The 13,192-nt window shown below is 44.4% G+C and carries 13 protein-coding genes; 6 read left to right on the top strand and 7 right to left on the bottom strand.

Going from position 1 to position 13,192, the window contains the following annotated elements:
• Positions 1-51: 51 nt before the first annotated feature.
• On the bottom strand, positions 52-528 hold the full coding sequence (locus AB4513_RS19965) for a YHS domain-containing (seleno)protein (RefSeq protein WP_009846117.1): 477 nt from the start codon (positions 526-528) through the stop codon (positions 52-54).
• 110 nt (positions 529-638) lie between these two features.
• Here AB4513_RS19965 and AB4513_RS19960 point away from each other — a divergent pair, with 110 nt between their 5' ends.
• Positions 639-1,478 (top strand): AraC family transcriptional regulator, encoded by an 840-nt coding sequence (locus AB4513_RS19960; RefSeq protein WP_102257673.1) that lies wholly within the window; start codon positions 639-641, stop codon positions 1,476-1,478.
• A 158-nt stretch (positions 1,479-1,636) separates the two neighbouring features.
• Here the strand turns inward: AB4513_RS19960 and AB4513_RS19955 are convergent, their stop codons facing one another.
• Together AB4513_RS19955 and AB4513_RS19950 are read right to left on the bottom strand one after the other, a co-directional pair.
• Entirely contained in the window at positions 1,637-2,677 is a 1,041-nt protein-coding gene (locus AB4513_RS19955; protein ID WP_102257672.1) for an acyltransferase, read from the bottom strand.
• Between the two features lie 123 nt (positions 2,678-2,800).
• Positions 2,801-3,757 carry an AEC family transporter gene (locus AB4513_RS19950; RefSeq protein ID WP_009846120.1) on the bottom strand — a complete coding sequence of 319 codons (957 nt, stop codon included), beginning with the start codon at positions 3,755-3,757 and terminating at the stop codon, positions 2,801-2,803.
• A 161-nt stretch (positions 3,758-3,918) separates the two neighbouring features.
• Between AB4513_RS19950 and AB4513_RS19945 the strand changes: the two genes are divergently transcribed.
• Both AB4513_RS19945 and AB4513_RS19940 read left to right on the top strand, forming a co-directional pair.
• A complete protein-coding gene (locus AB4513_RS19945) occupies positions 3,919-4,512 on the top strand; it encodes a TetR/AcrR family transcriptional regulator (protein WP_009846121.1) in 594 nt (197 codons plus the stop codon).
• Positions 4,513-4,705: 193 nt separating this feature from the next.
• The gene (locus AB4513_RS19940; RefSeq protein ID WP_009846122.1) at positions 4,706-5,554 is read left to right on the top strand and encodes an alpha/beta hydrolase; all 849 of its coding nucleotides are present in this window, start codon (positions 4,706-4,708) and stop codon (positions 5,552-5,554) included.
• A 120-nt stretch (positions 5,555-5,674) separates the two neighbouring features.
• On the opposite strand, the gene AB4513_RS19935 is transcribed toward AB4513_RS19940, so the two are convergent.
• Complete coding sequence (locus tag AB4513_RS19935; RefSeq protein WP_102257671.1) at positions 5,675-8,215, bottom strand: glycosyl hydrolase family 18 protein; 2,541 nt, start codon at positions 8,213-8,215, stop codon at positions 5,675-5,677.
• A 400-nt stretch (positions 8,216-8,615) separates the two neighbouring features.
• Entirely contained in the window at positions 8,616-9,080 is a 465-nt protein-coding gene (locus tag AB4513_RS19930; RefSeq protein ID WP_065679371.1) for a DUF2850 domain-containing protein, read from the bottom strand.
• Between the two features lie 383 nt (positions 9,081-9,463).
• Here AB4513_RS19930 and AB4513_RS19925 point away from each other — a divergent pair, with 383 nt between their 5' ends.
• Positions 9,464-9,745, top strand: coding sequence for a pyrimidine/purine nucleoside phosphorylase (locus AB4513_RS19925; protein WP_009846125.1), 282 nt, complete (start codon positions 9,464-9,466; stop codon positions 9,743-9,745).
• Between the two features lie 217 nt (positions 9,746-9,962).
• Here the strand turns inward: AB4513_RS19925 and AB4513_RS19920 are convergent, their stop codons facing one another.
• Positions 9,963-10,835, bottom strand: coding sequence for a pirin family protein (locus AB4513_RS19920; protein ID WP_102257670.1), 873 nt, complete (start codon positions 10,833-10,835; stop codon positions 9,963-9,965).
• A gap of 158 nt (positions 10,836-10,993) precedes the next feature.
• Here AB4513_RS19920 and AB4513_RS19915 point away from each other — a divergent pair, with 158 nt between their 5' ends.
• Positions 10,994-11,275 carry a hypothetical protein gene (locus AB4513_RS19915; protein WP_009846127.1) on the top strand — a complete coding sequence of 94 codons (282 nt, stop codon included), beginning with the start codon at positions 10,994-10,996 and terminating at the stop codon, positions 11,273-11,275.
• Here the strand turns inward: AB4513_RS19915 and AB4513_RS19910 are convergent.
• Complete coding sequence (locus AB4513_RS19910) at positions 11,272-12,462, bottom strand: GGDEF domain-containing protein (RefSeq protein ID WP_102257705.1); 1,191 nt, start codon at positions 12,460-12,462, stop codon at positions 11,272-11,274. The genes AB4513_RS19915 and AB4513_RS19910 overlap by 4 nt on opposite strands.
• 334 nt (positions 12,463-12,796) lie before the next feature.
• On the opposite strand from AB4513_RS19910, the gene AB4513_RS19905 reads away from it, so the two are divergent.
• Positions 12,797-13,132 (top strand): DUF1840 domain-containing protein, encoded by a 336-nt coding sequence (locus tag AB4513_RS19905; RefSeq protein ID WP_017100906.1) that lies wholly within the window; start codon positions 12,797-12,799, stop codon positions 13,130-13,132.
• Positions 13,133-13,192 lie beyond the last annotated feature (60 nt).

Raw genomic sequence — 13,192 nt, 5'->3', positions numbered from 1 at the left:
GGATAAACGTTGAAGGCTAGAACTTAGAACTTAGAACTTAGAACTTAAAACCTAGAGCTTATAGGCTTCGACGGTTTTGATCGTGGTCCAATTGCTGTTGGCGTCTTGGATGAATTCTTGCGTATTCTCCAGCCAACGCTTTTGAACTGACTTATCTAAGTTTAAGTACAGCTTCCCACCTTCTACTTTCCAAGCTAGTGGGTCCGTTTCAAATTTCTTACCCATTGCCACACCAAAGGCACAATAGCCACCATATTGAGGTGCATAAGCCGATGGGTTAGATCGGAATTCATCTCGGTTTTCACTGCTCACAAAGTTATAAATCGCATTCTTATAAGTCGCTGTGAATTCAGATGTGCCTTTAACTGGCCCCTCATTGGCAAAGTAAGCAACAGGGTCATAACCTTTAATGGCGAGATCATTGTTGTCGACACTCATATCAAGGTCTGCTGCCATTAACGAAAAGCTGGTTCCTAGTAACGCGGCCAATAGAGTGATTTTTTGACTGGTCGATTTCATGTGTGACATATCAAGTTCCTTGTCAGTGTTGGTTATCTTGTTTGAAATAATTTAGCCCACTCGTCCGGTCTATAGAGGGACAAAAGAACTAAAAACTAAGCGAATCGTTCGGAGGGTGCATGGATCTGCTGTCACAATTAATGGAACACTTCTCGATACGCACTGGCGTTTTCTATTCTGGAAACCTGTGTGGGGTGTCGTCATTTAACGCGCAACAAGGCAAAGAAGGGCACCTTCATGTATTAAGTTCGGGGGAGTTGACCTTATCTGGTGCTCATACGGAATGCAGGCAGCTTTCTCAGCCCTGTATTATTTATCTGCCGAATAGCACACCACATGTAATTGAAGGTGTGGGAGAAGGTGCAGAGCTTGTGTGTGCGAACGTGGAGTATCGTTCAGGGCAGATGAATCCTTTATTATCGGCTCTGCCCGACATGATAGTTATTCCGTTTGAAGATGCACCGAACTTAATGCCTGTGATTGAGGTGCTGTTTCGAGAGTCGGGGCAAGCATCTTCAGGACAACAATCGTCAGGGCAGCAATACCTAATGGACAAGTTGAGTGATGCGTTGATGGCGTTGATTTTTCGTCATCTCATTGAACAACAAAAAATCGATAGCGGCGTTTTCTCTGCTCTTGCACACCCAAGGCTTGCTGCTGTGGTGACCGCTATTCACCGGTTGCCTGCTCGTCATTTTTCGGTTGCAGAAATGGCGTCACTGGCTTTGATGTCTCGTACTCAGTTTATTGAGGCGTTCAAGCGTGAGGTGGGTGAAACACCGGGAGATTACGTGCAAAAGTGGCGTGTTTCCGTTGCTCAATCTCTGCTACTGCAAAATAAGCCCATCAACTGGGTTGCCGATGAAGTCGGTTACAACAGTTATTCAGGTTTCTCACGCGCATTTCAGCATGTATCGGGTGTGTCGCCACGTCAGTGGTTAAAAGAGAGTAACGCATAAGAGGGAAAGGGATGTTGAAGTTTAAAGTTGCCAGTGAAAGCGAGTTAGTGCTTTCACTGGCAAGGCGAACCTCGTTGCAGAAAAGAATGTTGCATCAAGGCAAATTACAGACTGAGGATTGTCACTAGGCCTGTAATACGTCGTTGGCTAGATGAGCACTAACGAAGTAACCAGTGGCGCAGTGGCGTTTTTTCTATACCAGCGATCAATATAAAGCTCAGGGTAAAGGTGCCGAAGAACACGGTAATGTCTTTAGCGAGTTCAGTGATGCCCAATACTCCGCAGACATTGAATAGCAAAATAATGATCAACAGATGGCAAACGTAGATACCCAGCATACGATTCGAGATAGCGTGAAGCCATGCGTAATCGCCGATGTTTGGATTAGCTAAAAGCCACATGAACACACCAATCCCCCACAAAGCTGTACCAAACAAGAAATCGTGAATATTAAAGGCGATATCAAATTGGGTTAGCCATGCCGCTTCGGCAAAGTGGATGACCATGCCTAACGCCAATAACCCTAATGCTTTGGCTGAGGACACTTTCCATTGATGCTGACGAATGAGGAAACCTAAGGTCACCATTAACGTGCTGAAGAACGGACCGTTACGCGTGAAGAAAGGGGCACTAAGGTCGGTTAAGCTTGTGTAGCTGCCCGCAAATACACCATAGACGTAAAGCAGAATGGCCACCGGTAGTAAAAGCTTATCGAGTTTCATCTCTACCATTAAGGCGATGATCAAAACCGCGCACACAAGGGCGGGAATGAACCATAAATGTACCAACCCACCCTCTAAGAAAGAGTTGAGTGGGGTATTCATTAAGAAACCCCAATAGCCTTCACGTTCGCCTAGATAGCCAAACTCTTCTACTTTCGCGAGATTGAATGGCATCACTAAGCAAATGATGCTCCATGCCAACCAAACTTTGAGTAGTGGTTTGGAGTAGTTGATGAAGGCTGTCCAAGGTGATGCTGTGAGCTTAGGTTGAATCAGATAGCCTGAAATAAGGAAGAACAGAGGCACGGCAAAACGAGCGGTTTGGTTGAGCACATAACCGATCCAAGGCACCTCATCTATTTGCCAATAAGTGAGTGCCATTTGGCCGTGCAAACCAATGATCGCCAAGATAGCAATCACTCTGCCTAACTCGATACTGGCGATGTGTTGTGAAGGCGTATGTTGAACGGAAGACATATCAGATCTCTCAGTAAAATTTTTACGAAATCTAGCAGCCTTTATGCCCAACCAGTTAGTCCTAAATCAAGGCTTATGACCTTTGTTTCAAGGCTTGTGTCGGTTTTTTGAAGCCTGTCGCAGCTATATTAAATCCATTGCAGTGAGTGCAAATATACCTAGTGTACAAGTGATAAGAGAAACAACAGTAGTAAGAGCGATGATGTTAGCCGCGAGTGTTGAGTTTCCTCCCATCGCACGCGCCATAACATAGCTTGCCGCTGCCGTTGGTGCTGCGCTCATCAAGAAGATAAGTCCGAGATCGAGCCCTTCAAACCCTAAGTACCAGCCAGCCAGTGTAGTCAGTAAAGGTGACGCGATTAACTTGTAACTAGAGGCGAACCACGTAGACAACTTTTCTTGTTTAAGCGAACTAATATCTAGAGAACCACCAGTACAAAGTAGAGCCAAAGGCAAAGTCATGTTGGCAAAGTATTGCCCAGCATCAGTCACCATTTTTGGAATCGGAATTGAAAGTGCATAGAAGACGACTGCTAAGAAAATAGCGATGATTAACGGGTTTTTGGTGATGGACTTGGCGATCACTTTAATGGCTTTAGCGCCGGTGTCTTTGCCTTTGGGTGTCAGTGCTATCACGGCTTGAATGTTATACAGTACGGTCAGAGATGCGACATAGATAGCAGCCAATGCCACGCCTTGGTTGCCATAAATATTAGCCACGTAGGCGAGGCCGATGATCGCGGTATTAGCGCGGAATCCACCTTGGATGATCACACCTTGATCTTTAGAGCTTTTGAATACCAACTTGGTTGAGAAAATCGTGAACAAGAAAAAGACAAAGTTAGCGATGACGCCAAACGCAACTAACGCGCTACTGGCTGAAAAGTTGTGATTCGATTGAACAATACTCAGAAATAGCATCGCGGGTAGGGTGACTTGAAACACCACTTTGGACGCGACATCAATGAAATTATCATTGATCAAACCGATTCGCTTGAGCATCACACCAAGAAACAGCATTAAACAGATAGGGCCTGTTACTGACGCCGAAAACGCAAACTGTTCCCAAAGTGTGTTCATTGTTTTTCCTTTGTTAGTCGATTTCAATTTCCTTTGAATACTGTCGCATTTTTCCACAGTTCTTTGATAAGACAAAATGAATACCAAGGGTTAAGTAAAAAACCTTGAAAAAAAGAACGAACGTGCTAAAAATGAAACATGAGATTTATTATTGGTGAATAATGAGCAAGGGAAAGATAACCAAAGAGTATATTTTGAGCCATGCATTCGCGCTTGCGAGTGAGAATGGGCTTGAGAGTTTGACGATTGGCGAGTTAGCCAAGCAGTGTGGCATGTCTAAGAGTGGATTGTTTGCGCACTTCAACTCTAAAGAAAACCTGCAACTCTCTGTACTCGAGTACTCCAACGCCATATTCACTGAGAGAGTCATTATTCCCGCAAGAGAGCTGGGGGATGGTGATATCGAAGCGAAATTGAAACAGTTGCTCGACAATTGGTTGGGTTGGAATCATTCATTCCAAGGCAGCTGCATGTTTATTGATGCTTGGAAAGATGCAGGCAGCGAAACCTCTGTGATTCAGAAGGCACTGCAAAAAACCATTTCAGTGTGGATTGATTACTTGACGATTCAGGTAGCAAAAGCGGTTGAAAGCAAACAATTCAGAACTGATTTAGACCCGAAACAGGCAACCTTCGAGTTGTACGGTCTCTATTTAAGTGCGAACTTGTTCTACTCATTACGAGGGCAACAAGCGAGCCACACTCATTTTTGGAGTGGTGTCGAGCGCTTGGTAGCCAGTTGGAAAGCGGTTTAATACATACAGAAGGTTAACTCGCAAATCATGTGAGTCTTGCTGAAGTAAGGTTTACAACAAAATTTTAGAGAAGTGGCGGCAAGCCGTCATAAACAGCGCTATCGCCATTTTTTATACTAACAAATAGCACGGTCGTTCGATTTTTAGGGCCGAGCTCGATCCGCCAATAATGATGGCGATACAAGGAACGGTCATGAGTGACAAAATCTATTTCAATACATCGAACAAGTTCAGCTTCAAGCGTAGCTTGATTGGCGCTACAACCAATCTGCACTACATCCTAGCACCGAGCCACGCAAAGAAAACGGCACGTAAGCTGCTGCTCACTCCAATGCGTACTGAGCAGAAAAATGCCGATCCGCAAGGGCTTATCAAGAGTGAAATCAAAGGTCGTGATGGCGTCTTAAAAACGTATTCTTTGGGCACGGGTCCAGTTTGGGTTCTGACTCATGGTTGGTCTGGCACCGCGAGTCAGTTCTTCCCTCTGATGGAACATATTGCAGCCAAAGGTTTTACGGCTCTGGCTTATGATCACCCGGCGCACGGTGGCAGTGATGGCGTACATGGTCATATCCCAGCGTTTGTGAACGGTCTTGAAGCCATTCTCGATTCAGTGGGAGAGGTAGCAGGTTTGGTCGGTCACAGCATGGGTACCGCGTCTGCATTGGAATGTAAGCACGTTAAATTGGAAAACAAGCCGTTATTGCTGATTGCACCTGTACTGGATTATCTAGAAAACCTATTTGGCAGTGTTGCTCGTTCTGGTTACTCAATGAAACTGTTTGAGGCGGTAGTCGGAGAAGTAGAAGAGCAATTTAACTACCCGATTCAATCTGTTGATCCTTATGGAAAGCTAGCGCTTCGTGAGTCTCAAACTATCATTGTTCATGATGAACAAGATAAGTTTACTAAGTTTGATGTGTCGAAGCGTGCAGCCTATGAAATGGATCTTGTCACCTTAATCGCGACTCAAGGCCAAGGCCACGGACGAGTGATGAAGTGCCCGCAAGTGTTTGAGAGTTTTGATAACTTGATTGGCTAAGTTTAACGAATCAAGCAAGTAGAACGCCAATTAAGAAAACATAATAAAAAGGCCAACCAGAGGTTATCTGGTTGGCCTTTACTTTTAGGTGTTTAGTTAATGTTTAGCTAAACCCTACTTTTAGTTAGCACAGCTTGCTGGGCCGATCTCTTTCCACACGCCCCATTGGCCTGTCGTTGTTGGATCTTCACCAGTTGTCCACCATTTCGCTTCCCAAACCTTACCGCCTTGAGTTACTTGGTCGCCGCCAGTGTAGACCGCATTTGAATCCCAAGCGTTAGTACAAGTACCGCCGCCTGTGGTTTTCTTAAGAACTTTCACTGAAGTAGCCGCGACTGATGTATCTGTACCATCACTCACTGTCACAGAGAAGTTCAGTACCGTGTCTTGCGTGTATTCCGCTGCGACAAAGCTTACTGAAGCGCCTTGTACTGTTGCGTTAATACCTGCTGGTAAATCCCACGTGAAGGTTAATGTGTCTTGATCCGCATCGCTCGAAGCCGAAGCATCAACCACAACAACGTCACCCGCATTGACTTCAGCCGGAGCTGCAACCACTGCTACCGGAGCGGTGTTGCTTGGGCCTGTGTCCTTAGGGTTTACCGTGACAACAACTGTGTCTGTTGACGTTGCGCCTTCGTTGTCTGTTACGGTTAGGCTGAATGTCAGAGTCTCTTGTTGTGCGACTTCCACAACATCGAAACTCGCAACAGCCGCATTCGCGCTGGCTAGCGTTACCGCCGTACCGCTTACTTGTGACCAAGCGTAGCTCGCAATCGTACCGTCACTGTCTTTTGAAGTGCTACCGTCTAGAGAAACAGAAGCAGGGCCTTCAACCGATTGATCTGCACCCGCTGCTGCGGTTGGTTTACGGTTTACAGGGTCAGTAGTTCCACCTGCTAGACCTTCATGCATCGCATTTAGGATATCGCCGTTATCCGCATCAATTTCCCAAGAGAATAGACCCGCAAGGCCAAGGCTACGAACGTATGCGCCTTTTGCTTTCACTGAGCGGTCATCATCAAATGTGATCAACTTGCCTGAAGTACGGTTCCAAACGTAAGGCGCTTCTGCCATTTCGTCGTAGCCATATTCAAAGCCGTTGATGCCTTGGTTGTTTGCACCAAGCATGTTCGCTTTTATGCCTTTGTAGTCAATAACGCCATCTTCCCATACGCCTTGCGCAGAGCTGCCGGTTAGTTTGCCATTACCCACGCCTGTCATTGGATCGCTAGGATCTGAAAGTGATGACGGTAATACACCCTCCCAACCACGACCGTACATCGCTGTACCAACCACAAGTTTGTTCGCTGGAACACCTTGCGCAAGAAGCAATTGGATGCCGTTGTCTGTGGTGTAAGCAGGGCCAGTGTACTGTTCGCCATTTTCATCAAGGCCTGTGCCATCACATTGACCAGGGCGCATGAAGTTACCGCAGTTGAGTGCTGTTTGGTGACCTAAAACGTTGTTCCAACCGCCGTAGAAGTCGTAAGTCATTGCAAAGATGTAATCCATGTACTGGATAGCCTCGCCGTAGTTCACGTCTTCAATCTTATCGTGACCAACACCGATCGCTGATGTTAGCTCGTAAGTACGACCGTTTTCCGCTTCTAGTTGATCAAGCATAGTGCGCAGTTCTGCCATCAGTGCAATGTAAGCTGGGCCATCATTCACAGGGTCACCAAGGTCTGGCGCCGCACCGCCTCCACCAGGGAACTCCCAGTCAATATCTACACCATCGTAGAATTTCCACGTGTTAAGGAATTTCTTAACCGATGCAATGAAGGTGTCTCGGTTAGCTTTAGTTGTGAAGTCGAAGAATGGGTCAGACAGCGTCCAACCACCAATCGATGGGATGATCTTCAAATCAGGGTTACGCTGTTTTAGCGCCATCAACATTGCGTAGTTGCCCTTGATAGGGGAGCTGTATTCATGACCCGCTTGCGGGAAGCTCTTTTGGAAAGCCGCCCAAGGGTCGTGAATCACCACTTCGTAATCGTTAACGCCCTGACATGCTGTCATGAGTGCGTTGTAACTGTTGCCGCCCACTGATTTTACTGATTCGTTAGGACCACAAATTGGGATGAAGCCATAAAGGATATGGGTCAAATTGTCAGCAGGTAGGTTATCGACTGTGTAATCACGGCCATAGATGCCCCACTCAACAAAGTAAGTACCGACTACCGTGTTTGGGTCTGTGTTGTATGACTTGTTGTTTGGATCCACATTCATCGCAAGTGGTGCTAGGTGTGATCCATCGGTATCGGCAATCGTGATTTTAGCGGGTGCGCTTTTGCTACAACCTGTTTCGTCACACGCTTCGATTTCCATATCGAATAAGCCGCCTTGGCCGTATTCGAATGAAGCTGTGGTTTGGCTGCCAGTGATTGGGCCTGTGGCTACTTTAACGCCATCAAAGTAGATGTTGTACGTGTTTCCTGACGTTCCGCTCCATTGGTTGAACTTAACGTCGACTTTTGCTTTATCGTGATATTTAACCATCTGGTTGTAGCCAGAGGTGGTTTCCATCGCGAGTTCAATTTTAGAAAACTGTAGGTTGTTGGAACCGTACATATCAATGCTAGGTGCTGTTGGCGCGGCCAATGCTGTACCAGATAGCGCTAGAGCAATACTCGCAGCACAGGTGTTTATACGAATCATACTATTTCTCTCATTCCTTGAAGGTTTAGAACCAAGTGGTCCTAGAATCGGCTCCCGTCAGTTTTGAAGGAGCTTCCCCGTCAGTATTCGAGAGAGTTTTAATTTCATGACTGAAAATAAATCCGTTTTCGATGGACAACTAAAAAATTGTATCTTGTTACAATTCTGTTGCTTAATGAATGAGAGGCTGAGTCCATGTTTTATAAAATAAACCGCACTCAGAAGGAAAGTCTCATAAGTGAAATTACACGACATGAAGTTATGAAAAAGTGCGGTAAGCTATTATTAAATATCGCAAACTGAAGCGGCATCACAATCTTAAGCTCGTCATACCGGTGCTTGTAAGGGGCAGGTAGTATTGATGTAAGAGGGGTTACTAAACAAAGCGCTGTTGAAAGTATTATTTTTTGAATTGTTCAGCTAATACTGAGCGTCGTTGCTGCATGAGTCCTTGAGTCTCACCCGCTACAGTATCTTCATACCCTTCTTTTATGAATTGTTTGGATGGTGTGTTCGGCACTAGCCGCTTTAAACGAGGTGAATTGTAGGTACCGCTAATGGTATAAATCGTTGGGCCTGAACCTGTATTGATCGTGACATCGTTACCATCAAAATCAAACGAGGTACTGATGAAACGATAGTTCATCATCACACCATCATCGGAAAGTGTAAGAATATCTGTTTTGTAAGGTGGAGCACCAATCTCGATCCATGTGCCATGGACGTTACTTGGGCTTACAGATTTTTGGTAGGCTTGGTAGCCAAAATAGCCGACGGAGAGGGCAATCATAAAGCCAGCCATTAAGAAGGCGTAGAGTAACGAATTGGCCAATATATCGCTGCTTTTCGTGGTATTTTTAGCCATTATCTCTTCATTTTAGTTACTCATACTGGTGATGATTCTATAAAATAAAACGATAGGTTGCAAAGGTTCTTATAAGAGTTAGAAGCAGGATCGAATGTTCTTTTGAATCAAACTGCCTCAGTGATTTTTTACCCACACATTCAGTCTTCATGCTTTGTTAAGGAATATTTACTTAGAATGATTAGGTTGTATACCCAATGCCACGCCTAAAATGATTTCATCTCGAACGAAATTTAACTTCGAAAGGTCAACAGATCCTAAGCTATATTCATTTATTTCTTGTAGGACAGTCTCGAATTGGTTAAAACAATTAGCACCTAAATTTACGCATAGGCTTATTCGTTGAGCCTAGTAATGCAATTTTGAGATAACAAGGAAGTACAATGATTAAAGAAAATACATACTTTGAAGGCGGTGTTAAGTCGTTAGCGTTTAACCAGTCTGGTGCTGATGTGAGTGTTGGTGTGATGGCCGCTGGTGAATACACATTCGGTACTGCAGCTCCGGAAAAGATGACTGTTGTTAAAGGTGCTTTAATTGTAAAGCGTGTTGGCGATGACGATTGGACTACATTCCAATCTGGTGAGTCTTTTGACGTTGCGGGTGACTCTTCATTCGATTTACAGGTTAAAGAAGCGACAGCTTACCTGTGTGAATACTTGTAGGAAGGCCTGAGTTCGTTCAACCAGAGTATCGTTTATCTATGGCTTAATAGAAAAAAACCACGCTCTAGGAGCGTGGTTAAATAAGTGATAATAACCGGCAGTGGATAGTGTCACTTGTTTTTACAGTCATCAAATGGATGACCAAATTGTTGTTCGTTGCAAAATCTCTTCAATCTTTAACTTCAATTCAAAGCTAAAAGCGCAAAGACGTCGTCAATTAGTAAGTCTCAAAAACGCCATTGTTGAAGTCCTGAATCGTCTGTTCAATTTCTTCCATCGAGTTCATGACAAACGGACCATAGTGCACAACAGGTTCATTAATCGGCTCACCAGAAAAAATCAGTACACCTGAATCTTCTAAACTACTCAAAGACAGCAAGTCAGCTTTAGTGAGTAACGCAAGTTGACCTTGGTTGATGACTTTATCACCGATCTTAATACTGCCTCGGTACACGTAAGTCATGGCATTGTGATTAACATTTGTCCCTAATGTTATTTTTTGCCCAGAATGAGATCGCCAATCCGCTACGCTTAACGGCACACCAGTTTGTTGCAGTGGGCCTTGCGTTCGTAAAGCCTCTACATCATGGTCAGCTAGGTTATGCAGTTCGAATCCACCCGCAATAACTCTCAATAAACCACTTTGCTCACTTTGGTGCTCTGTAACGCTTTCATTTTGGAAATCGTGATACTGAGCTAGCAGCATCTTGTGTGTTGCAGGTTGGTTTATCCAAATCTGAAATCCATGCAGTGCACCTTCTTCCATCATTGGCATTTCGCTGTGAATCACACCACGACCCGCGGCCATCCACTGTGCACCACCGCTGCGAAGCTCTCCAACATTCCCCATGTGGTCTTTGTGCTGGAAGTGACCTTGCAGCATGTAAGTGAGCGTTTCTATCCCACGGTGAGGATGTGGAGGAAAGCCGCCAACATAATCTTTGCTTTCATCCGACTTAAGTTCATCAATCATTAAAAATGGAGAGAAACGCGTGTTATTGAAACCAGCGAGTCTTTGTATTTTTACGCCGTCACCATCGGAGGTAGCGTGTGCTGCAATCACATGATCTACTGCTCTTACACTCGTCATTTTGAAATCCTCATAAACTTGAATAGCTGTAGTTTATGTAATTTGATTTAAAAAGAAGATGGCACAGTGTTGAGTGACTTATTCGAAAATTTTGAACAGGTAAGAATATGAAATTATGTCTATACTTGAATAGAGAGCAGACCGCCAAGGAGGCCGCTATGGCAGTACAGCAAAAACATGGCGAAAGGCAAGGTCGGATGGGCTTTGATAACGATTTTACAACGGAGCAAGGTCAGCGTTTTACAGAGGTTGCGAATAAAGCGGTTAAGCGCCGTGTTAGAAAGCACCAGGCAGATGGGCCTTTTATACACTCGGCTAAGCAAGCCGCTTTTAAAACCGTTGCTAAATCTAAGAACGAAAATCGAAATTTAGTACGACAAGTCGTTTGGATTATTGTTATTGGCTTAGTGAGTTTATGGGCCATGTATATGGCAGGCTAGCGTGGACGCGTTTTTAATAACGTAACATTGCTCCCTTCGACCTTCGCTTCAAGACAACCTTCAAGCTCAGATGATTCCGATTCTGAGAAGGGGAGGTTCGTTGGTAGCTCTTCTATCAAGGTCGATACGGGATTATCGTGATAATAAGCGTATCGATTTTTTCCTGAATGTTTGGCAACATACATCGCTTTATCAGCACATCTCGTCAGCTCATGTAATTCTTGAGCATCTTGCGGGTACAACGAAACCCCAACACTGAGTGTCAATTCCTTGATTCTCTCGTTTGTCTGGCAACCACTTTCGAATAGCCCACAAATCCGATCTAAAATACCGTCTAGATCTTTGCGAGTTGGTACATCGTAGAGCATCAAAACAAACTCATCTCCAGCAAAGCGCGCAATCGAATAATCGTATTCATGACTTACCCTGTCTCTGGTTCGGATGTTGTTGCTTAAACGATTCGCAAAATGCTGCAAAACACTGTCTCCGACGTCGTGCCCGTAGCTATCATTAATGCCTTTGAAGTCATCTATGTCCAAAAAAACTAATGCAGTCAGTGAGCGTTCACTATCCACTGTCGCAAGTTTTTCTGTCGCCCAGCGTTCAAAGCTCCAACGGTTTGCCAAGCCTGTTAGTTGGTCTCTATAGGCCAGATCTTCAATCCCCTCTTTATATAGGCGTTGAATATAACTGACGGCTTTTGTGTAGTAATAAGCTGATGTGTGACATACCAAGCTCATTGTAAATAAGCTAAGAATAAACCGGTGTGAGCTGCTAAAAGGTAAAGAAAAGCTGCTAGGCATAGCTGTAATCAAGGTGCTGATAAATACACAAAATGAGGTACTGAATATAATGCCAATTCTGAAATCGTTTATGAAAATGACGGCAGCCAAAATCGGGTAGAGCCAGAGTGTCCGCTCGGGAATGGCGTGACTGTACAAGAATAGGATGACTCCTTGAACGAGCAGAACACCACTTAGAATCAATTCTGAATACTCAGCGGCAGTGACTTTTTTCACGTAAAATGCATTGGAGATAGCGATAAGTGCAAAACACAGTTCGAAAATTGACAGAGTGTAATGCTGACCTTGGAAGTAAGCCCAAGTGTAGAATGTGAATAACGCAGCGGCAGCCAGTGAAAAGGAGTGGACAATTTTTTGCTTGCGAGTGGATCGTATGTCCGCCATTTCTTCTAGGTGTCTGCCGACGAGCCTTTTCATGTGATTTGTGCCAAAGATTTTGATGATTGATGTTAATAGTAGATGAAATAAAAGTCATAGCAGAGTGTTAGTGACCTTTTTAGTGTGACTACTATCAAGGTTTCATATTTAAATGATGAGTGACTCATAATAAATAGTGATGCGCGTCACTAACGGTGCAGATGTATCCGTTAGTGAAACAATCACGGTTCTAGTTGCAGGAAGTTACTTGGCTATTATCTACTTGCTTTCCAATACGTTACTCAACATAGTTTGTAGATAGCTAATGTTTATAGATACCTAAATTTGATAGAGGCTCATAATGTTAATTACCTTTAGTTGCAAAGCTCATGCTAGCGTCACGATGTTTGGTGAAGTCGGTCTTCAGTTCATTAAGATGCTTGGGCATAGTGGCACTATTCCAGGAGCAATTGATGCTTCAGAGGTTTCTCAAGCGTTAAGTAATTTGCGTGCTGCGATCGCCGCTGAGCAGAGCAAGCAGGTAGAACAAGAAAATACCGATGACGATAATGAAGAGGTTGTTGAAGCGCCTGTTAATATCGGTAGCCGAGCTTTCCCGTTAGTTGAACTATTGAAAGCGGCCATTAAAGACGAATGCGAAGTGATGTGGGAAGACGGTAGCGGTAAGCGATTGTAAGAGTATTCGAGCTCTTCGAATCAGAAAACAAACGTTTTCATAGGTTGACTAATAAATGCA

Source organism: Vibrio sp. 10N.222.54.E6, assembly GCF_041473955.1.
Taxonomy (GTDB): domain Bacteria; phylum Pseudomonadota; class Gammaproteobacteria; order Enterobacterales; family Vibrionaceae; genus Vibrio; species Vibrio tasmaniensis_A.
Note: the sequence above shows the minus strand (reverse complement) of the source record. Positions and strands in the feature narration are given on the sequence as shown.

Coding starts and splice junctions, on each gene's coding strand:
- AB4513_RS19965 (WP_009846117.1), bottom strand. CDS start 528: ATGTCACACATGAAATCGACCAGTCAAAAAATCACTCTATTGGCCGCG.
- AB4513_RS19960 (WP_102257673.1), top strand. CDS start 639: ATGGATCTGCTGTCACAATTAATGGAACACTTCTCGATACGCACTGGC.
- AB4513_RS19955 (WP_102257672.1), bottom strand. CDS start 2,677: ATGTCTTCCGTTCAACATACGCCTTCACAACACATCGCCAGTATCGAG.
- AB4513_RS19950 (WP_009846120.1), bottom strand. CDS start 3,757: ATGAACACACTTTGGGAACAGTTTGCGTTTTCGGCGTCAGTAACAGGC.
- AB4513_RS19945 (WP_009846121.1), top strand. CDS start 3,919: ATGAGCAAGGGAAAGATAACCAAAGAGTATATTTTGAGCCATGCATTC.
- AB4513_RS19940 (WP_009846122.1), top strand. CDS start 4,706: ATGAGTGACAAAATCTATTTCAATACATCGAACAAGTTCAGCTTCAAG.
- AB4513_RS19935 (WP_102257671.1), bottom strand. CDS start 8,215: ATGATTCGTATAAACACCTGTGCTGCGAGTATTGCTCTAGCGCTATCT.
- AB4513_RS19930 (WP_065679371.1), bottom strand. CDS start 9,080: ATGGCTAAAAATACCACGAAAAGCAGCGATATATTGGCCAATTCGTTA.
- AB4513_RS19925 (WP_009846125.1), top strand. CDS start 9,464: ATGATTAAAGAAAATACATACTTTGAAGGCGGTGTTAAGTCGTTAGCG.
- AB4513_RS19920 (WP_102257670.1), bottom strand. CDS start 10,835: ATGACGAGTGTAAGAGCAGTAGATCATGTGATTGCAGCACACGCTACC.
- AB4513_RS19915 (WP_009846127.1), top strand. CDS start 10,994: ATGGCAGTACAGCAAAAACATGGCGAAAGGCAAGGTCGGATGGGCTTT.
- AB4513_RS19910 (WP_102257705.1), bottom strand. CDS start 12,462: ATGGCGGACATACGATCCACTCGCAAGCAAAAAATTGTCCACTCCTTT.
- AB4513_RS19905 (WP_017100906.1), top strand. CDS start 12,797: ATGTTAATTACCTTTAGTTGCAAAGCTCATGCTAGCGTCACGATGTTT.